The organism is Komagataeibacter diospyri (genome assembly GCF_006538165.1).
Taxonomy (GTDB): domain Bacteria; phylum Pseudomonadota; class Alphaproteobacteria; order Acetobacterales; family Acetobacteraceae; genus Komagataeibacter; species Komagataeibacter diospyri.
This window is the reverse complement of the sequence record NZ_BDLU01000041.1, coordinates 1-20,018: the sequence shown is the minus strand read 5'-3', so window position 1 is coordinate 20,018 and position 20,018 is coordinate 1. Positions and strand designations below refer to the sequence as shown.

The following is a 20,018-nucleotide window of genomic DNA, read 5'->3' as shown; positions in this document are numbered from 1 at the left end:
TTCCTTCAGCCGGATTATCTTCCTGATCATAACTTTTAGCTGCGGTGTCACATTGACCATTTTCTGTCTCCCGAAAAATTTGGGTTCAGTTCTACGGCATGTTCGAAAAGGTCAGCGTTTTGCCGTTATCGGCGGGATGATTCTGTTGCTGGCTGGATGTAGCTCCCTGCCGGATAGTGGCCCCACGGAATCCGAGGTCAATCATGCCCAGCGGAACCCACAGAAAAATAGCGTAAACTACGGCATTGTTAAGGTTTCCCCGGAACTGATCGGTCTGCTGGAAAGCGAAGAACCGCCGCTGTTCAGTAGCCTTGATGCGGATAATTCCCCCGTCAGTGCGCCCCGCAATGACACAATCGGGCCGGGCGATATCCTTCAGGTCTCCATATATGAAGTGGGAAGCGCGCTGTTCAGTCCCGGTAGCGTAGGGACGCCGACAGGTCCTGGGGGCGCCAGTGCTGGTGCCAGCGCCAGTGCAAATGGTGGTGCAGGGGGCAGCAGTGTTGGTGGGATGAATATGTCCACGGCCTCCAGCCTGCCGCCATTGAGCGTGGATGGGAACGGGGATATTGAAATTCCTTTCGGCGGGCAGATCCATGTAACTGGCATGACCACCAGTCAACTGGCCGATACGATTACGGCGCGCCTCAAGCAGAAATCGCAGTCTCCTCAGGTGGTCGTGCGCATTCTGTCCGATATTACCAATTCGGTCATAGTGTACGGGGGGGTCCGCCGACCCAGCCGTATTCCCCTTACACCCAATCAGGAACACATACTTGATGTCATTGCTCTGGCCGGGGGGGAAGACCGGACAGCCCAGTCGGACGAGGACTATATCGTTCGCCTGACGCGTAACGACAAAATTGCCGAACTGCCGCTCAAGACAATAGAAAACGATCCTGCGCAGAATATCACGATGCGGCCGGGTGACCGGGTGCAACTTGTATTCCAGCCACGTAGCTTCACGGTATTTGGTGCCAGCGGACGGGTAACGCAGACACAGTTCACCACCCCTACGCTGAATCTGGCTGAAGCCATTTCGCGTAATGGTGGCCCGATTGATTCCCGTGCCGATCCGAACGCGGTTTACCTGTTCCGCTTCGAGAATGCGGATGTGCTGAAACATCTTGGCATGCCGGTTGATAATAATGCGACAACCGGGCCGGTAATCTATCAGTTGGATATGATGAACCCCAGTAATTATTTTCTGGCGGAAAGATTCATGATGCGGGATCGGGATCTGATCTATATTGCCAATTCCGCCAGTAACAAATTCTATAAGTTCTTCAACCTGATCAGTACACTTATCGCCCCTGGGATCACTGCGGCATGGATAGTCCGATAATGAATCAATTTTTGAAACATAAAGGCTTCGGTCGTGTGTCTGTTGTGGATCCTACGGTAAAATTGTCTGCTGTTTGGTATGGTTCGGAAATTATTGCTGGTCGTACGCTGGATCGGGCCTGCATGTCATGAATATTGAGGTATATAATCAGGATGAAAATCGGTTCCATGACAATCGTGACGATGAATCCTTTCTGACGCGGGTTTTAAACTGGTTTCGTAATCTGGTGCGGAACCATACGCCATTCCTGATCTTTGTCATTGCGCCGACGTTTCTGGTCTTTCTTTACCTGACGTTGATTGCAACGCCGCAGTATATATCCGAAGCGCATTTTGTCGTGCGTGGACGATCCGGGCAGTCCGGTATTTCGCTGAGCAATATCCTGCAATCCAGTGGCAGCGGCGCGACATCTGAAAATACATACGTGGTGCAGGATTATATCCAGTCACGCGATGCCGCAGAACTGCTGATCAAGCATAATAACCTGCTGGATGTATATTCGCGGCCGGAAGCCGACTTTTTTGCACGGTATCCGTTTTTTGCGCTTCCCCGGAATTTCGAGCATTTTTACCTCTACTATCAATGGCATGTATTGGTAGAGCAGGATTCGGAAACGAACATTTCCATCCTGACCGTCCGTACTTTCCGTGCGGAAGATTCCCAGAGGATTGCGCGTGCGCTGCTGGATGCCGGTGAGAATCTGGTGAATGAGATCAATCGCAGGCAGCGGGAAAATCTGATTCGTGCCTCTGCGAACGAAGTGCAGGCAGCTGAGGCCAGGCTGCGTGATATCAACCACAAACTGGCCGAATACCGGAATGAGGTCGCGTTGATCGACCCCATGCGGCAATCTGTCCCGATGGTCAATTTTGTGACCAGCCTGCAGAATATGCTTACGTCGACGAACATGCAGCTGAACCAGTTGCAGAAATCAGCCCCCGGCAGTCCGCTGATCGCAGCCTACCAGCGGCAGGCTGACATCCTGACCGACCAGATCAAGAAATCGGGCAGCCAGATTACGGGTTCGGATGAATCCCTTGTTCCAAAGATTACCGGGTACGAAGATCTGATGGTGCAGCGTGATATGCAGCAGCGTATCCTGCTCAGTGATGTCGCATCGTTGGAAGTGGCCAAGCAGCAGGCCAACCAGCAGATGATCTATGTCGATGAAGTGGCGCAGCCCAATGCAGCTGACTGGCCAGCATATCCCCGTAACATAATCGTTCTCGTAATCGTGTTCTTTTCGACACTTGGCCTTTATGTAATGGGTAAATTGCTGATTTCGGGCGCGCGGGAACGTAACCTGCGGTAATTCATGTCATTCATGATGGGGCCGGTCGTCATGACCGGTCCGGTGCGGCGTATCAGTCACCGGACCAATGGGAAAAGTCAGTATGTTACGTTGTATTGATATCGTTAAGGAATATCATGTCGAGCACGGTAAGCGTCGTATCCTTGACGGTGTCAACCTACAGGTCGAAAAGGGCGAAAAGCTTGGTATTCTAGGCCGTAATGGTGCCGGGAAATCAACACTCATCAAAATCATCGGGGGCGTTGAACTGGCGACATCGGGGCGTATCGAACGTACCATGTCAATTTCATGGCCTCTTGCTTTCGGCGGGGCATTCCAGGGGAGCCTGAGCGGGCTGGATAACCTGCGCTTTATTTGCAGGATCTATAATCTCGATTATCCGAAGACGCGGAAATATGTCGATGATTTTGCCGAACTGGGCAAGCAGCTTATGGATCCGGTAAAAACGTACTCTTCCGGTATGCGCGCGCGTCTTGCCTTTGCCCTGTCTGTCGTGATCGAATTTGACTGTTATCTGATTGACGAAGTCATCATGGTTGGTGATGCCCGGTTTTATGAACGGTGCCGACAGGAACTGTTTATCAAGCGTGCGGATCGTGCATTGATAATTGTTTCGCATGATATGAATTTTATTAAAGAAATATGCGACAGAAGCGCCGTAATACATGATCGGAAAATGATAGAATGTGCATCCGTTCAGGAGGGAATTGATTTATACCATTCCCTGTAAATTCCAGACAACAAAAGAAATTATTCCTAAAATACTATTTAAAACAGATTTTTGTCTGCTGTATACCCGGAAAGGGTGGCGTGCCAGAGTGTCCCATAAATAAGATAGGATTTGTTTTCTAATCCCCCATACTCTAAAATAGCCCGCTACGAGAACAGAACGGCAGGGAGTGGCAGGTAGATCAACAGCATGGAAAGTCAGCATTCTTCGCATATCTTTCCGTGCGCCTTTGTCATTTTCCACGGGAAACAGTCTGTCTGGCCCTTGAACGGGTGGCGGTCTGACTGGATTATACCGAAAGCGAAGCTCTGGCCCGTTGATAAAACATATCACTGCCATATGCTTGTACCATTGTTCCTCATATATCTGTGCGACTTTGTAACCTTAAACAAAGGTCGGCGGTCCGTATCGGCGCTGTCCTGCTCCCAAAGGAATTGGCATGCCTGTCAAGCTTGAACAGACTGATATGTGATGCCTGACATTTCACAAAACAATGCTGTAACCTCTTCCCGTCGTTTTTTGCTGCTTCAGGGACTGATGGGGCCTTTTTTCCATGAAATTGGGAAAGCATTCCGTAAGGCCGGATATGCAGTCTACAAGATCAATTTCAACGGTGGCGATCAACTGTTCTGGCGTCTGCCGAATGGAATCAATTTTACAGGCAGCATGGACGAATGGCCTGACTTTCTGACGAATGTCCTGACCCGGTACGGTATTACCGATGTCATGCTGTTTGGTGACTGTCGTCCACTGCACCGTAAGGCGACGGAGTTATGTGTCAAGCGTGGCATACGGGTTTATGTGTTTGAAGAAGGCTACATCCGTCCTGACTGGGTGACGCTGGAACTTGACGGGGTCAATGGCCATTCATCCCTGCCTCGTGATCCGGCCTGGTATCACGAACAGGCTGCCCGTCTTCCGCCCCTGCAGCCACATGCTCAGGTTCCGTCCTCGTTCCGGCGGCGGGCGCTGGAAGCCGTGGCCTATAACGCGGCTGATCTGCTGACGCGGCGGTATTTCAAGAACTGGCATGATTACCGGCCGTGGCATCCGTGGACGGAAGGGATCGGGTGGCTCAAGCGTCTGTATCATCGTGATGCGGCGCGGGAACGCACGGAACAGATTCTGGCGGAAGTGGCGGATAACAACCTGCCTTACATGCTATTTCCGCTTCAGCTGGATGCCGATGCGCAGATCCGGCTGCATTCGGATTTTGATGGCATAGCAGGGGCAATCCATGTCGTGCTGGAATCCTTTGCGCGGCATGCGCCCAGGGATCTTTACCTGCTGGTGAAAGAACATCCCTTGGATAATGGGGTCAAGGACTGGAATGCCCTTGTGCAGGCGACCGCGCGTAAGCTGGGAATTGCGGATCGCGTGCGCTATCTGGAAAGTGGTGATATCGCCCAGATGGTCCGGGCAGCGAAAGGCGTGGTGACCATCAACAGCACCACGGGTACGCTTGCGCTGATCTGCAATGTCCCGGTCATTACGCTGGGACAGGCGATTTACGATCTGCCGGGCATTACCGATCAGGGAACACTGGACCATTTCTGGGGCGCGCCCACGGCACCAGATCCCGTTACATTCGAGGATTTCCGGCGCGTGCTGATTGATCGCTGCCTGATCGAGGGCGGTTTCTTTTCTCGTGAAGGGCTACAGTTACTGGTGCAGGGAACGCTCAGGCGGATCAATCGTACGACCCCGCCAGAGGACGGGAAGGTGTTCACCATCTCGCATCTTGATGCACGTTCTTCTCACTAACACTGATTGATCACGATGATGGACGACGCTCCGCATATTTTCATGGATGTCTCCCGCCTGCTTTCGCGGGCGCGGAACCCGATTCCAACCGGGATTGACCGTGTCGAATATGAATACGTCCATTACCTGCTGCATAATGAGGCGTATCGTCTGACCTTTGTCGCTTTCCATCCGGTCGGTATCATAGGTACGCTGCGGATGCAGGCCGTGCGTGATTTCCTGCATATGATGGGACAGGTCTGGGATGGCGATATCGCATTGCGCGACCGGCTGCCCCGCATGGCGCAGCGCCTGCTGCAGTCAGTGCTGCTATCGCATTGGACGATGCCCCGGTACCGGGGCGACAGTGTCTATCTTCTGGTGTCGCATCATCACCTGACGCGCCCGCGGGCAATCGAGACGTTCCTGTCCCGTCATGGCAGCCTGTTCGTGCCGATGGTGCATGATCTCATTCCCATGGAATTTCCCGAATATGCCCGGCCGGGTGAACCGCAACGTCATACCCGGCGAATGGAAACAGTAGCGCGTCTTGCCGCCGGCGTTATCGTTCCGGCCAAAGCCGTAGCCCGTTCGCTTGCACCGTATGTCAAAGGCCGCCCTGCCGAAGGCCATGTGCATGTCGTAACCCATGGGCTGCATTTGCAGCTTTCCCAGTCGCCTGACGGGACACCATCGCGCCTGCCGGATGATGGCAGGCCGTATTTTGTGTGTCTGGGAACCATTGAGCCGCGAAAGAACCACCTGTTATTATTGAACTTGTGGCGTACCATGGCCGAAGAAAAGGGAAAGGACACTCCACGTCTGATCCTTGTCGGGCGCCGTGGCTGGGAAAACGAAAACGTTCTCGACATGTTGGAACGCTGCCCGGCATTGCAGGGCAATGTGCTGGAATATAACGACCTGTCGGACCCCGAAGTCGTCGGTCTGCTGCAGGGATCGCTGGGGCTGCTGTTTCCCTCCTTTTCCGAGGGGTTCGGACTTCCCCTGGCCGAGGCCCTGGTTCTGGGTACCCCGGCCATCTGCAGCGACATTCCGGTATTCCATGAGGTGGCGGGCGCGGATGCAACATATCTTGATCCGACCGACGGCCCGGCATGGCGGGGGGCCATTGACGCCATGGTCGCGGAAAGTCTGGCACACAGGGGGCCAGCACGCACGGCGCGCATGAACCTGTTCAACTGGCCCCGTCAGGTTGCGGCAGGCATTGCCGTTGTTGACGAGACGGCAGCATTTTTTCGATCAGACGGACGGCACGGGTCCTGATCCCTGACCGGTGCATGCGTCCGGATCGTTTATAGCTGTGCAGGAACTGGCGTATATTCTTTTCCGGGTACAGGAGCGAGTGGGGTTATCCCGCGCCGCATCTCCCGCTTGTGACGCACGCGTGATTGGCAACCGCATCTTTCATGACCATTTTTCCGCATCCTGAAAATAGTGACCGCCCCCTACCGGCTGCTCCCACGATATGGCTGGATAGCAGGAACATGGGCAGATCAGGTGGCACTGGCGTTGCAACCTACGTGCAGGGGGTGGAGGCATGCCTGACCCGTATGGGATTTCACACACAATATCTGTGGGACCATGACCCGGATGATGGCACCCAGCAGCATCCCGATACCGGATGGCGGCGACTGACCAGGTTCCTGCGGGCCTGCCTGCCCGTTCAGATAATCCGTAGCCACTATCAGCAGTCATCAGCTGAACCCTATCCCTATATTTCGGATATCTACAGGGTGGCTCATATTCACTTCAGGATATGCAAGCGTCTGCTGTTTCTGCGTAGCCAGCGGCTTCCGGACATCATGTTCTGGACCTATCCACTGCCGATCGTGGTGAAAAATACGATCAACATCGTGACGATCCATGACCTGATTCCCCTTACACACCCGCATCTGACCGGGATCAACCCCCAGCGTCTGCAGCAGATGCTGACCCAACTGGTTGCCCGGGCGGATGTCGTGGTGACGGTTTCAGAAACGGTCAGGCAGCAGATCAGGGAGATATTTGGTGTCCCTGCTGGCAAGGTCATCAATCTCTATCAGCTTGCGGGTGTGACGGTAGCCGAACGCCAGCAATTGACAACGGCTCCGGTAGTGGCGCCCGCAGGCTGCTTTATCTGTATCGGCCGGGTGGAAAAGCGTAAAAATATCGAACGGCTGGTGGATGCCCATGCAGCCAGCGCCACAGAGCGGCCGTTGGTGCTGCTGGGACCGGACGGTGATGATATGCCCGATTTCCGTCCCCGCACGCCGCGTCAGCGGATTATCCGCGTGCCATGGTGTGGCCGGGATTCCCTGCTGCGCAGTCTGGCGAATGCCCATGCCCTCGTTTTTCCCTCTCTGGCGGAAGGGTTCGGCCTGCCTATTATCGAGGCCATGGCGCTGGGTGTCCCGGTCATGACATCTCGCGGGGGGGCGACCGAGGAAATCGCGGGTGGCGCGGCCATGCTTGTGGATCCTTATGATACGCAGGATATTGCCAGCAAGATTGAATGGCTGGATCAAATGCAGCCTGATGCGCCAGAAATGGAAAAACTGCGTCATGCCGGGTTGGAACGGGCGCAGGAATTTACGGAGTCCGCGCAGATCGGGCGTTTACGCACATTCCATGCGTATTTGTGTAAGCTTTTTCCTGAACGTCTAAAATGAACATCATGAACCATGGATCAGGGGCCATGGTTCATGGTGAGGGTCTTCTGGAAACGGTGGCAGGTCCGATTCTGCGCGCAGAGGACAATCATTAAAAATGTAATAAATTGTTAAATAATATTATAAGAAAAATGGATTTATAGTACATATTATAGCCCCAAACGGAATATATATAATATGCTTACTTTTTCTGGTATCACAATCGTATAGTAAAAGTTTATGACCCCACGGAATGTGGTTTTGTATAGGTTGATGAATTCTGTTTCGACGGTTTGGGAAAATGAGATTGGACCATACAGTCATTGATGGATATATCATGATACCCATGTCGCGATCAGGAAGGGTGGGGGGATTATCCGGACGGGTATGAAACCTTCCCGCAGAATTGCTGTTACTCTGATGAATGGTAGTCCGAAAGTGCATTTAAAGAGTAGGAATTGGAAAAATTCTTATTGATAGGTGCCTGCCTTCTGAGATGGACAACAGCCGGATCCGTCCCCATATATGACGCGATATGGACAGGGAAATCGCATAACTTGAGAAACTTGCCACAGATTAATAAAAAAGACTTTCTTGCAGTGGAATGGCAGGGCTGCACCTCTGAAATAAGTTGTCTATAATGGGTCGTTGAGGCAGGGATACGCATTCATGCCAGATGGGAATGTTCGAGGGTAACCATGATGCAGCAGAAGCGTAGGATGAAGGAAGAGGCCCCCCTTCGCCTGTTCAAAAATCCTGTAATGGAATCCCTGACGCTGCTTTCCTTCAGTGCGTTTGTCGTTGTCTGGAGCATCATACTGTTTGCCGCCCTGTTCTTCGCGTGGCGGATGGCTGTCTCGATCAAGATGATGGCCCTGTACTGCGTGATCGGGTTTGTGGTATGGTTTCCCTTTGAATATCTGATGCATCGTTTCCTATTTCATTTTCAGGCAAAATCGGCATTCATCCAGTCAATGGTTTTCGTGATGCATGGCAATCATCATGAGCAGCCCAACCATCCCTTGCGTAACCTGATGCCGCTGAGCGTCTCCCTGCCGCTGGCGCTGGTGATCTGGGGCGGATGTGTCTGGTCCATGGGCTATGGTGTTGGTGGGGCGGTAGCCGCCGGTTTTCTGTGTGGGTATGTGGCATACGACACGGTGCATTATTCATGCCATCAGTTTCCCATGCGTTTTCCTCTGCTGCGCAAGATCAAGATCCATCACATCAATCACCATTACCGGCAGACCGATGCCAATTATGCGATTACGGCAGTATTTCTGGACAAGGTCTGCCATACGGAATGTGATCGTAACTGACCCACTGATGGGGCAGTGTTCAGGGCGATGAGCGCACTGACATTTCAATGATCAGATGATTGAGCTGGGCTGGCGTAAGGGCCGCAGGGGTCTGAGGTGCTGCCTTGTCTTGCAGCGGAAAGGAAATCGCGACGTACGGTACGTCGCGTATGGGCGACGGCGTGACGATGCCCGTGATTGATGGGCGATGATCGCCAAAAAATATCAGCAATGTCCTGGAATCCCTGGCTGACATGTTTTCAATCAGGTCCAGCAGCATTTGATCACTGTTCTGCACATGCCGCAGATAGTGTTCCAAGGGGGTCTGTCTATCCGCACCGGTTGGCCACGGCCCATGGTTTTCCATGGTGACGGTATAGAATAATGATGGTGTGGTGACCTGGTGCATCATGTCCACCAGTGTCTGTCCCAATGCGACATCGCCAAAATAGGGCATGTCCGGTGTCGGGATATGTGGTCCAGGATTGACCAGGCGGGAAAAGCCCATGGCTGGCATAAGCGTTTCACGATTATAGAATCGCAGGTCATGTGGGTGGATGAACGTGCTGTCATACCCTATGGTTTTCAGTCGGTTGCCAATGGCATGCGCGCGTTCGCGTTCTGCAGTCAGGAAAGGGTCATAACGCCGGAAACCAAGGTCGCGTTCTTCCTGCCCGAAAATAACGCCATATTCCGAACGCATGGTATAGGCGCCAAATCCACTTACGGATAAAGGTCCCCGGTGGGAGGCGATTTCATAGGCCCGCTTCAGACCCGGCATCACCGGGAGGGCTATGTCGGCTGGCAGATTCAGTCGTGCCGGGTCGGCAAACGATTCACATTGAATGATCACGATCTGATCATAGGCAGGGCTGCCGCGAAGTGGGGCAGGGGATGAGAGGTCGGCGCTCGCCCGCCATTGTCGCCAGTACATTATAATACTTCCCGGCAGGCCCAGTAGCACGACATCACGTTCAATATCCGGGGTTGGTGCGAGTGTTCGCGGTGAACGGAGCCATAGCAGCAGCCCCCCCAGCAGCAATATCCCGGCACCTGCCAGATGGGGCAACAGTGCGGCTGAAGAATAGATCCACAGCAGGACCGGGGCTGCAATGCTGATCGCCAGAAGGGTGATGCGCCCGGTCAGGGGAATGGAAAAAAGATAGAATTTGGGATGCTGCAGAAAGCTGCGGGCAACCACAACGTCACTGAACAGCAGGGGTTCACCCAGCACACGGAATTTGATGTTCGATGCCACGACCGTAACGGTCATGAGCGTCAAGACCATGATGGTAGCAATCGGGAGGCTTCCGGTCAGGGTCAGCCATCCCCCATACGCGACCATGCTGCATAAAACGTCCAGCAACCAGCGACGTGTCGACAGGCGTCGCTCTGCTCGTGGCATTACGACAGCGTATTCAATAGCTGGCGTCAGGAAGACGATAACAATAAAAGATGCCAGAACCTGAAATGGTAACATGAAAATCCCGTTGTGCAATCGGCATGGCACCCGTTGCGTTGGAGGTTGTTATCGATAACAGGCTCTTGTACAAGGTATCCCCGTTGGAATAAACACCGGGAACGTGGTTGGAAATTGCGGACCTATGAACGATTTGCATAAAGGTCTTTAACAAAGGCCATGACAGGCCAGAGGCAGCAATCATGACATTGGCATCGTATTCCTGTCTGTTACGGATGCCTCCTTTCCGGCGTGGTTTGCCGGTAATTGCAGTGCCTGCAATCGGGGAAACTGCCACGGCGAAGGCCGTGGCGGAAATTACCCAGCGGATTATTACGGACAGGACGGGCGGCAACTTCTGGGCGCTGTCCCCTTCCCATGTAAAACCTGTGCTGATCTGTGGTGGATATGGGATGGACGGGGCCAGCATGCGCGTGCTGGCACGTTTGCTGGAACGCCTTGTGACCGTTTTCCCTGCCCGTGACCTGCTGCTGGTTGCACCTGGGGCATATGGGCCGGCCGCACGGGTTGCCCGTAAACATGGCGTTCTTCACCTGCATACCCCCGTGGACCCGCATGGTCTGCTGGATCATGCGCAGGAAATTCATGAACTGGGGCGGGGCGATATCGGGGATCTTGCGGCGCTGCGGGGCCTGAAGGTAACGCGGTATGCCAGCCCTGACCATGGTCATCGTGTTGAGGGAACACAGGTCGCGCGACAGTTGATACAGGACTGGCATTATCGGGACCCGTACACGGGTAAAGCGACAACAATCCTGAAAGTTCTGGAATTTCAGGCATTGTGGCGGCGTATTATCGATGCCAACCAGAACATCGGGGTGTGTTTTGGCATGTCCCTGTGGAAACGCAGGCGCATTGCGGCTTTCTTCACGACCCCTCCCACTCACCCACCATTTTTCAGACAGGTCGGTCCTGCGGTAAAAAGGTGCGCTACCCAGGGCAGGGCGCTTGTCACATGGGCCACGCGCATGCCGCCAACACTGGCGCCGCAGGCACAGGCGGCAAAGGTGCCGGTGTGGCGTGTGGAGGATGGTTTTGTCCGTTCGGTCGGTTTGGGAAGTGGATTACAGGTTCCTGCCTCCATTTTTGTGGACCAGCGCGGCATTTATTACGATCCTTCTGAGCCCAGCGATCTTGAGCACATTCTGGCGACAGTAACGTTCGACAGTCATCTGCGGGAACGGGCGCGGTTATTGATTGACCATGTGGTTTGCAAGGGAATCTCGAAATATGGCCGCTCCGAACAGGGGCAGGTAAGTGAATGGGGCATGCCTGGACAGCGTGTACTGCTGGTTCCCGGACAGGTCAGTGATGATCTGTCTGTCGTGAAGGGTGGCGGTCCGGTGCGGGGCAATCTGGAATTACTGCGGGCAGTGCACCGATGTAATCCTGATGCTTTCATAATTTATCGTCCCCATCCTGATGTGGTGGCCGGACACCGGCAGGGAAGGCTGCCGGATAAAGCGGTCATGGCTTACGCGGATCACATCAGTATCGGGGGCAGCATTACGGATATTATGGGGCAGGTGGATGAGATTCATACGCTGACCTCGCTTGCCGGGTTTGAAGGTCTGATGCGACAGCGCAAGGTCGTGACGTACGGTTGTCCTTTTTATGCAGGGTGGGGTTTAACCACGGATCTGGGGCAGGTTCCCACCAATCGGCGACAGCGTACTCTTTTACTGGAGGATCTGGTAGCCGGGGCCCTCATTCTCTATCCGCGTTACATTGATCCCCTGACACAGCTCCCCTGTGAAGTGGAAACAGTGATTGAGCGTTTTAATGATATGCGGCTGTGGCGCCCCACATTATTGATGCGTATCAAGCAGTTACAGGGGAAAATAAAACATATGATGGCGCATTGACTGGGTTGGATACGTTCGTGACAATGTAATGAACCACGATGCATTATATTTTCAATGAAGTAATCGAGTGGATATTTTTTGAAAAGTAATTACTGGCTGGTAGGCATTCCGGTGTATTACAGTGCATCAAGTGCGACCTTCTTCCACTTGCCTTTGCTGGTGCAGAAATAGGCGTAGCTGTCATCATTCATGATAGCCCCCTTTTTACAGGTGGAGGATGCCGTCGGTGTATACCCGGCAGACGCGGCGATCCCCGCAAAGGTCGCATACCCGTTATCGTCGATTGCAGAGACTTTTGTGCCCGACGGGCTGAATCCTTCGAACATGGATCCTGTCCCGTCAGAGCGTGCATGGGCCTGATACGATACAGTGGCTTCACGAACGGAAACTCCTGTTGACCAAGGCAGCGGACCACCGGAATAATCACTGTGCTGGATATCGAGCGCCACCGAACTGGTGGTATTCCCCATTTTTCCGCCGCCTGTAATGAACAGGCCACGAGAAATGCCCCCGTCCCTGACCGTTCCATTGAAATTCAGGTCGATTTCCTGAACGCTGCCTGAATTGGAATCCAGGTTGAGAACGGGATTGAAAACTTCCATGGTGTAAGCCGTCCCGGGCTTCCCCCCTGTTCCTGTATCCGTGCCAGCGTACAGGCATGCCACCATGCGTCTGGTCATTATGGTATCGGTGTTGTTGGGCCTGTTCGGCAGGCATTCAAAAGCATGCCCGATCAGTGCTGAACCACTGCCCGGAAGGGATAGCGCAGCGGGGTCCATCTCTTCTTTGACGTTACTGACAATCAGCCATGGATTTGTGTAAAGCGAATTGAACCGGCCTGCACCGTTTTCCGGTCTACCCAGAGCCTTGCCGGAAAACACGTTACCATTAAAATTGAAACGCCCCAGCATCCTGTTGGTAAACGCACCCGACTGGATCACATATCCTTTTGGTGAATAGGGAAAATTGATTTCAGGATTGTTGGCCTCCGCAGCCGTAATTGCATTTTTGAACGCTGTTCCGTTATCCGTTGTCCTGTCGCCCACGGCACCGTAATCCCGGACATCTATTACCGATCGTGCCGTGGCGGCATTCTTCCTGTCAGCCTGCCAGTCCATGCGTTCCTGCGGGGGCTGGCTGGAGGATGACTGTGCATGGCTTGCCCCGTTCCAGGCAAACAATGCCGTGACCGACAGAAGAACAGCCTTTTTCATTCTCCGGTTTCTCCATCATGTGGCGGCGGGCCAGGTTTGATCGGGTTGCTATGGAGTCTGCGCTACCTGATCGGATTCCCTACCACAGACGGAACGCCCATCTGGCTGCCCAGCAGGCTGGTCGCAATATATTGATTGTGCTGACCAGCAGTGTATTACGCGCAAGGCCACTCGCGCGCATACTTCACCGCCGGTCAGCATGTGCGCATGGCGTCGCGGATGATCTGTCCATCCGTATTGTCCGCAACATCAACCAACGCCAGACCGAACCCGGCGTCCCTTCTGCCAGCTTCAGGCAAGCCGTGCCGCCTCACCGCCATCGCCATACTGGTTCTGTACGAAGAGGCTCCCTCCTGTCTCATCCAGCTTCAGCCGATCGATCAGATTCCGCCTTACCCAGTGGATCGTCCATTCATCGGCGCTGCCAGCCAGTCTGCCAAAATCAGAATCACTGCGTGCATGTCCGTCAGCTTCTATATGCACGACTTCCCCACTGAACCACCGCCAACGGCCCGTCAGTGCGGCACAGCCCCTCTGGTCAGCATCAGGCCGTTGCCCAAGGCGAAATCCGTTTTCCTCCTGAAGCAGGTGACGCAGACCAACGATATGATTACCAACCGTCTCATGCCACATCTGATTGTAAAGATTTAAGCCGATAGCCGAGGAATTCCAGTTATTGAGCGCGCGACGGATCAGATCCTGCGGACGGCGTATGGCGGCCCGATCAGGCGGAAAGCATGTTTTGCCGGCGAGTACATTCTTCCAGAAAAGCGAGGACAGCGCATGATCCGGCGCAATGTTGAAAAACCACGAAGAACCGTCGTTATAATCCCCGCTATCCTTCCATAGTCGCGTGGTTGGTTGCTCCAGGGCATGAACTTTCTTGCCAAAATACTGCGCTTCCGACAGGATTCCAGAGCGAATGGCAGCGACGGCAGCCACGTTCCTGCTGCCGAGCACGGCATAGAAATTAGCTGAGGCTGGGCGAAATCCCATGTTTTCCAGCAGGGTGATGTCCTCTGGCGGATCATTGGGCCGACAGATCATGTATCTTTCGGGATAATGTTCCGACAGATACTGGATTTCATGTTTATAATCATGCAGTGATACTTCATCGCCGTAATGTATGCTGTCTGCTCCCCCTGGCTGTTCTGTAAAAAACACCAGTGAGCCAGCGGGAAATTGGTGCTGTCCCAGATCCCGATAGCGAAGTGACAATGCCAGTGCCCTTGCTTCAACAGCGATGTCAAACGGAGGCATGGCAAATTCTGCCAGAATGTCCCTTGGTTCCGTTCTGTTGGTACTTATGGCAAAAATGTTGTCCTGCACCATGAAACGAAGCGGAGAAATACGGATATCCATGAAGGATACCCCGGCAGCATTCAGATCGAGGGCCTGCTTCTTTGAAATTTCATGACCTATGAGCAGTGTGCCTGGTTTCCGGTACGATTCTGGCAGGTCGGCAGACATCTCCAGGGTAGACCAGGCGGGCTCCTTGCCCACGGCATGTTTTATGACCGGTTGAAATAGCGACAGGAAATCACTTATCCAGTCCTTCCTGTCAGTGCTCATGTAATTGGCACCTGATAAAAAAATTATATTGTCAAACACTCGGTTAAATCCTGTTATTTTATATATGTTTCAAATACTTCTGATGTCTGTGCCTGCATGCCAATATCAAGCATGGATCAGGAGCAGCGGTCGTAACCCTATTTTCACACATAACCGGATTGAAGCCTACAGGCTCAGTTCTCGTTTCCAGACCAGAGGCAGGATGCCTGTCACAGGAAATAGGGCCGGGTGAAGACGCGGTATCGGGTAGGAGGGGTAGGGCTTCGGCAGTAGAGAGCCCTTTTCATGGGTGCGGAAACATCCGGGCGCCTGGTACGGACCATATCGATAGGTCCAATCATTCACTCATAAATTCAATAATGGATATGTCTTTTTTGTGTCATGCCATGATTGGACCTGCCCTGGCTTGAACAGGTCATGAGCGGAGATAAGCCAGACAACGCATCACTCTGCGGGACTGCCTGTAAATGAATGATGTTCTGTTACGTAATGCTGGCCATTCTGTTTCTTTGCCCCGGCGACCATATTCAGAGCTTGAATCGCGTGCAGGATTGCTTGAAAATCAACCCTTCAGATGGAATTTGCACAAGGACGCCGATTTTTTATGTGCCTTGCATGAGGGTGTATTTCATGGTCATTCTAGGACCAATAATCTGAAATCTGGATACCTTGTGCATTATGAACCTCAAAGCCAAAGATGACACTTCGGAACTTTCTGTCAAGAAAGTGCGTGAGTTCCCCTTCTTCCCGATTAATTTTGCCCTGGCGCAAAAAATCAAGCCACTTTACATGAACAGCCCCTTTCCTGATTTTGAGGAAGACGGCTCCATTCTTATTGAATGTGGGGAGACTGTCACATTCGATGGCTTTCTGACGGCACTGTATGAACGGGAAATAAACCAGATCATCCCGGATGCAAAACTGTATCTGGAGCTGAGCGTTATCGGGAACTGTCGTGTCGGTCTTTATCACCGCGCACAGGATGGTGAGGTTACGGAATTCGTAAAGCGCAAGTATGTCGCCGAAGAAGGCGAGCAGGGCGTCAGGAAAATTCGTATTGACTTTGACATTACGGGTTCCGAAGCCACGATTGGCCGATGGTATTTCGTCATCGAAGCATTAACGTCCGATCTTATGGTAAAGGGCGCCTGCTGGGGCATGTATGACGCCATGGTGCGTGATGTGCGCCCATGTTTTGTCATCTGTACCTTTAAACGCGAAAAACAGCTGGGCGCCAATGTGGACCGCCTCGTTTCGGCTCTGACGGAACATTCTCCGAACTTTGGCATCATGGTTGTCGATAACGCATGCACGATCAGGCGTGCGGAACACTGGCCTGCAAACGTCCGGCTGATTCCCCAGCGCAATGTCGGCGGGGCTGGCGGTTTTGGACGCGGCATGTTCGAAGCCCTGCAGGACGGGTCATATACGCATGTCATCATGCTGGACGATGACGCGGATGTCGAACCAACCGCCATTACACGCCTGACCAATCTTTTCAGCGTGGCGTCCGACCCTTACCTGTTCCTGGGGGGCGCACAGCTGGATGTCTACAATCCGGTTATGCTGGCGGATGGTGGCGCGCACTGGATACCGGATCGGTTTGAACGCCCGTTTGGTCGACTGCCGCCTGCCAATCTGGGTAAGATCGAGACCAAAGATGGTCTGATGCGCAATCATCAGCTCAACTTTAATGGCTGGTGGCTGTTTGGCGGCAGTGTTGAAGGATTCAAGAAATTCGGTATGCCGCTACCGTGTTTTGTCCATCTGGATGATGTGGAATACGGTATCCGCATCTCGCTGGGTGGGGGGCATATCCTGTCTGTTCCCGGTATCGGGGTCTGGCACGAACCGTATTATGCCAAGCCTGAAGGCTGGTTCGCATATTACAATATCCGCAACGAATTGATCCGGCTTTCCTGCCATACGGAAGCACTTTACGCTCGTCTGCTGCAGGATAACTTTGAAACATACCATGATGACGTGCAGAAGCGCATTGAAGCACTGATGCGTCGCGTGGCCCGGCTTCTGATCCGTCGTTTCTACAATTTCATCAATATTTATCACTATGGATCAGCCATGCTGCTGGTTCTGGCTATCGAAGATTTCCTGAAAGGTCCGAATATTCTGGCCAAGACGGATGCTGCTGACCTGCATGCAAGCATCATGCAGGTTTACAAGCGGTTTAATACCAATTACCAGTTCAGTTCCGATCTGCCGATTGGTGCCATTCCCACACCTCCCGGAACATCTGGTAAGTTTATTGTTCCGTGGATACAGAAGACCAGTTCCAAGCGTAATCTCCTGGCTCAAACGTACAATCTGTACCAAAAAATCAGCCATAACGGGAATGTCTCGCCGCTACGGTTCAAGAACTCCCCGCTGGGTATCCTGAGCACCCGCAGACGGCAGATAACCGTTTTCAAATCCCGCAATGACATCAACTGGCGCGATATCCGTGCTGGCCGCGACTGGGCATATTATGACCCGCAGAAGATCGGGTATCATATCTTTGCCTATAACCCGGACCTGTACCACGAAGCGCATGAGCGGTTGCAGGCAGTGCTAAAAGATTTCAAGAAACACGTCGGGCAGATACAGGGTGAATGGGCTGGGGCCTATGAGCGGCTGATCTCGGAACCATTCTGGGCGGACCTTGTCCGTACGTTTGAAGTTAAAGAATAGATAAAGCGGTTTTATTGTTTCTGGCAGGCTGGTGGCAAAGCTGGCCTGTCTGGATCTGTCCTGATCGGGGAATGCGGGAGCTCTGCCGGATTGAATGGTAGTTCCGGATACTACCTTTACTGACGCGCATATGCAGAAATTCCCGTGTTGCCTGGTTGATAAAGCGGGATAAGGCTTCGGTCATATCCGGGCATTGGGAACGCAACGACCGTCTTTCCTGCGGCATCGACAACGGCATGGATTTTGGTGGTCAATCCATCATGGAACTGTCCGATGCCTGATCTGCGCGCCCTTTTTCACGGGCACCTGGATCATGCTGGCAGGAGCGGACAGTCGTGCTGTCGAGCATCATGTATTCATTGTCATGGTCGGCTGCCGGTTGCCGGAAAATCTGTTCGTGCACGTCGCTTTCGCATCAGCTGCGAAATCCTCTGTGCGCATTCCTCCAGTCACCGAAGTGGGTGGGCAGATCACGTCAGGGGACGCCTGTTCGATCATGATACAGCACGGTAAACAGATGGTTATCTACGGCCATTCTGCCGACATGGCCTTCATGACATGAGAGAAGACTCTTTATCGGCGCCCACTAACTGTGTCACTTGGATCGGGCCATGCCCACGATATCTTCATTTCTCCCTGCGTAACAGGGAGAAAACATTACGTATAACCTAATAGTCCAAGCCTTACAGAGCCGGGTGCTGCCTGACGACACGCTCCGGCTGTGCTATTTAGGAAGTCAGATTAATCTTAAAAAAATTACATAACAAACATATTATTATTGAACCAATATAAAGCGGCGAACACGTTGTGCTGAATAAAAGCCCAAAATAAGAAGAAGAAGCGTTATCCAGAAATCGTAGAATATATCGTAATGGGCATGGGCATTTAATCCAAATTCTCCTTCTCTGATCATTTCTATATTGTCGACGCTAGGTGAAATCATCATATACCAGCGGTATTTTGGCGGTAGCCAATTGACCATTGTAAATGCACCGGTAAATGGAAGGGAAAGATAACTTAAAATCCCAACTGCTTTTTCAACCAAGTTTGACATTTCGCTTAACGAAGCAAAAATCATGGCTATCGCCAGGCAGAATACCATCTGAAACCCCAGTCCAAGGTATAGCATACCATAATACTGTGGGGGTTTCATGAATCCGGCAAAAATTGCCGCGCAAGTAACCAGTACGCCCGCCATGGTCGTGCCTATTATTTCCAGACTGGCGCGTGCGATAATAATGCAGGTCGGGGTTACCTGACGATGGAAAAGAAGGCTACCGTTTGCTTCAAAAGCCTTCACGGAATGTCCCAGACAGTGCCGCCACATTGTCAGCGGCACATAGCCCGTCACCACAATCGCGGTCATCGGCAGACCATGTTCATGTGAAGGGCGTATCGCAGTCCATAATATGGCGACACCAGCACAAAATAAGATTGGCTCGCCCAGAACCCATAAGAAACCAAGATTTTCTCGACCATAACGTGTATGAATTTCACGCATCATCAAGGCATAAATAACTTGTAACTGGATTCTGAAATCTTCTTTCAGCTCCGCCAGTTTGTCATATATGGTCATTCGTATTCTCATTCAGGGTCACGATCTCGGCAACTTATTTCCGGGTGACTATAGATTGGACAGTGAAGTGAGGCGAGAAAAGAATATAAGAATCCGTGCTACGCCAGCCTGCATGCCAACCCCAAAAAGATCAGCAGCCAAAGGGATCATATGTATCCGGGGCGTGTCGTTAGGTCAGCCTGATGATGGCGCAGACGCGATGGATGGGGCGCGGGGAAAGTTGATTTCAGCCCGTCATAAGGCGTTGCAGATGTCTCTGCACAGTCTTCCAGTCGCTGAAGCGGACGGGCAGATCATGTCAGGGGATGCCTGTATAATTACGATACAGCGCGGCTTTCACAAACAGACGATCGTCTGCGGCCGTTCTGTCGAGCCGCTCTGATAGATCCTTGCTCAACAGGCATCTGTCATGGCGCATGATGAATATGGCCCGGACTACATTGCCCAATGATGTCTTGCAACCTGGCAGTTACGTAGCCACGAGATCATGTGACTGTTTTTCACGATATCCGTAAGGATGTGCTTCTCGCCATCGGAGGGCCGTTTCAAC

15 protein-coding genes are annotated in these 20,018 nt (G+C 52.7%); 10 read left to right on the top strand and 5 right to left on the bottom strand.

Annotated features, from left to right (window positions below; genetic code table 11):
* Positions 1-136: 136 nt before the first annotated feature.
* The 7 genes from MSKU9_RS09840 to MSKU9_RS09810 all read left to right on the top strand — a co-directional run bounded on the left by MSKU9_RS09840 (position 137) and on the right by MSKU9_RS09810 (position 9,097).
* Positions 137-1,345 (top strand): polysaccharide biosynthesis/export family protein, encoded by a 1,209-nt coding sequence (locus MSKU9_RS09840; RefSeq protein WP_141261297.1) that lies wholly within the window; start codon positions 137-139, stop codon positions 1,343-1,345.
* 127 nt (positions 1,346-1,472) lie between these two features.
* Positions 1,473-2,657, top strand: coding sequence for a capsule biosynthesis protein (locus MSKU9_RS09835; RefSeq protein WP_141261296.1), 1,185 nt, complete (start codon positions 1,473-1,475; stop codon positions 2,655-2,657).
* Between the two features lie 82 nt (positions 2,658-2,739).
* Positions 2,740-3,387 carry an ABC transporter ATP-binding protein gene (locus tag MSKU9_RS09830; RefSeq protein ID WP_141261328.1) on the top strand — a complete coding sequence of 216 codons (648 nt, stop codon included), beginning with the start codon at positions 2,740-2,742 and terminating at the stop codon, positions 3,385-3,387.
* 471 nt (positions 3,388-3,858) lie between these two features.
* A complete protein-coding gene (locus MSKU9_RS09825; protein ID WP_141261295.1) occupies positions 3,859-5,151 on the top strand; it encodes a capsule biosynthesis protein in 1,293 nt (430 codons plus the stop codon).
* 15 nt (positions 5,152-5,166) lie between these two features.
* Entirely contained in the window at positions 5,167-6,414 is a 1,248-nt protein-coding gene (locus MSKU9_RS09820) for a glycosyltransferase family 4 protein (RefSeq protein WP_141261294.1), read from the top strand.
* Positions 6,415-6,635: 221 nt separating this feature from the next.
* Positions 6,636-7,799: a glycosyltransferase family 4 protein gene (locus MSKU9_RS09815; RefSeq protein ID WP_141261293.1), complete on the top strand. Its 1,164-nt coding sequence runs from the start codon at positions 6,636-6,638 to the stop codon at positions 7,797-7,799.
* Positions 7,800-8,479: 680 nt separating this feature from the next.
* The gene (locus tag MSKU9_RS09810; protein WP_227002448.1) at positions 8,480-9,097 is read left to right on the top strand and encodes a sterol desaturase family protein; all 618 of its coding nucleotides are present in this window, start codon (positions 8,480-8,482) and stop codon (positions 9,095-9,097) included.
* Positions 9,098-9,116: 19 nt separating this feature from the next.
* On the opposite strand, the gene MSKU9_RS09805 is transcribed toward MSKU9_RS09810, so the two are convergent.
* A complete protein-coding gene (locus MSKU9_RS09805; RefSeq protein WP_227002447.1) occupies positions 9,117-10,421 on the bottom strand; it encodes an LTA synthase family protein in 1,305 nt (434 codons plus the stop codon).
* 73 nt (positions 10,422-10,494) lie between these two features.
* On the bottom strand, positions 10,495-10,833 hold the full coding sequence (locus tag MSKU9_RS18085) for a hypothetical protein (protein WP_162515731.1): 339 nt from the start codon (positions 10,831-10,833) through the stop codon (positions 10,495-10,497).
* 424 nt (positions 10,834-11,257) lie between these two features.
* Here MSKU9_RS18085 and MSKU9_RS09800 point away from each other — a divergent pair, with 424 nt between their 5' ends.
* The gene (locus tag MSKU9_RS09800) at positions 11,258-12,421 is read left to right on the top strand and encodes a capsular polysaccharide export protein, LipB/KpsS family (protein ID WP_227002446.1); all 1,164 of its coding nucleotides are present in this window, start codon (positions 11,258-11,260) and stop codon (positions 12,419-12,421) included.
* Between the two features lie 116 nt (positions 12,422-12,537).
* Here MSKU9_RS09800 and MSKU9_RS09795 read toward each other — a convergent pair whose 3' ends face one another.
* Positions 12,538-13,635: a hypothetical protein gene (locus tag MSKU9_RS09795; RefSeq protein ID WP_141261289.1), complete on the bottom strand. Its 1,098-nt coding sequence runs from the start codon at positions 13,633-13,635 to the stop codon at positions 12,538-12,540.
* Between the two features lie 291 nt (positions 13,636-13,926).
* On the bottom strand, positions 13,927-15,207 hold the full coding sequence (locus MSKU9_RS09790) for a hypothetical protein (protein WP_141261288.1): 1,281 nt from the start codon (positions 15,205-15,207) through the stop codon (positions 13,927-13,929).
* A gap of 789 nt (positions 15,208-15,996) precedes the next feature.
* On the opposite strand from MSKU9_RS09790, the gene MSKU9_RS09785 reads away from it, so the two are divergent.
* Both MSKU9_RS09785 and MSKU9_RS18925 read left to right on the top strand, forming a co-directional pair.
* Positions 15,997-17,892, top strand: a complete 1,896-nt coding sequence (locus MSKU9_RS09785) for a glycosyltransferase (RefSeq protein WP_227002445.1) — start codon at positions 15,997-15,999, stop codon at positions 17,890-17,892.
* Between the two features lie 313 nt (positions 17,893-18,205).
* Positions 18,206-18,454 (top strand): hypothetical protein, encoded by a 249-nt coding sequence (locus MSKU9_RS18925; protein ID WP_141261286.1) that lies wholly within the window; start codon positions 18,206-18,208, stop codon positions 18,452-18,454.
* 213 nt (positions 18,455-18,667) lie between these two features.
* On the opposite strand, the gene MSKU9_RS09775 is transcribed toward MSKU9_RS18925, so the two are convergent.
* The gene (locus MSKU9_RS09775) at positions 18,668-19,468 is read right to left on the bottom strand and encodes an ABC transporter permease (RefSeq protein WP_141261285.1); all 801 of its coding nucleotides are present in this window, start codon (positions 19,466-19,468) and stop codon (positions 18,668-18,670) included.
* Positions 19,469-20,018: the final 550 nt, after the last annotated feature.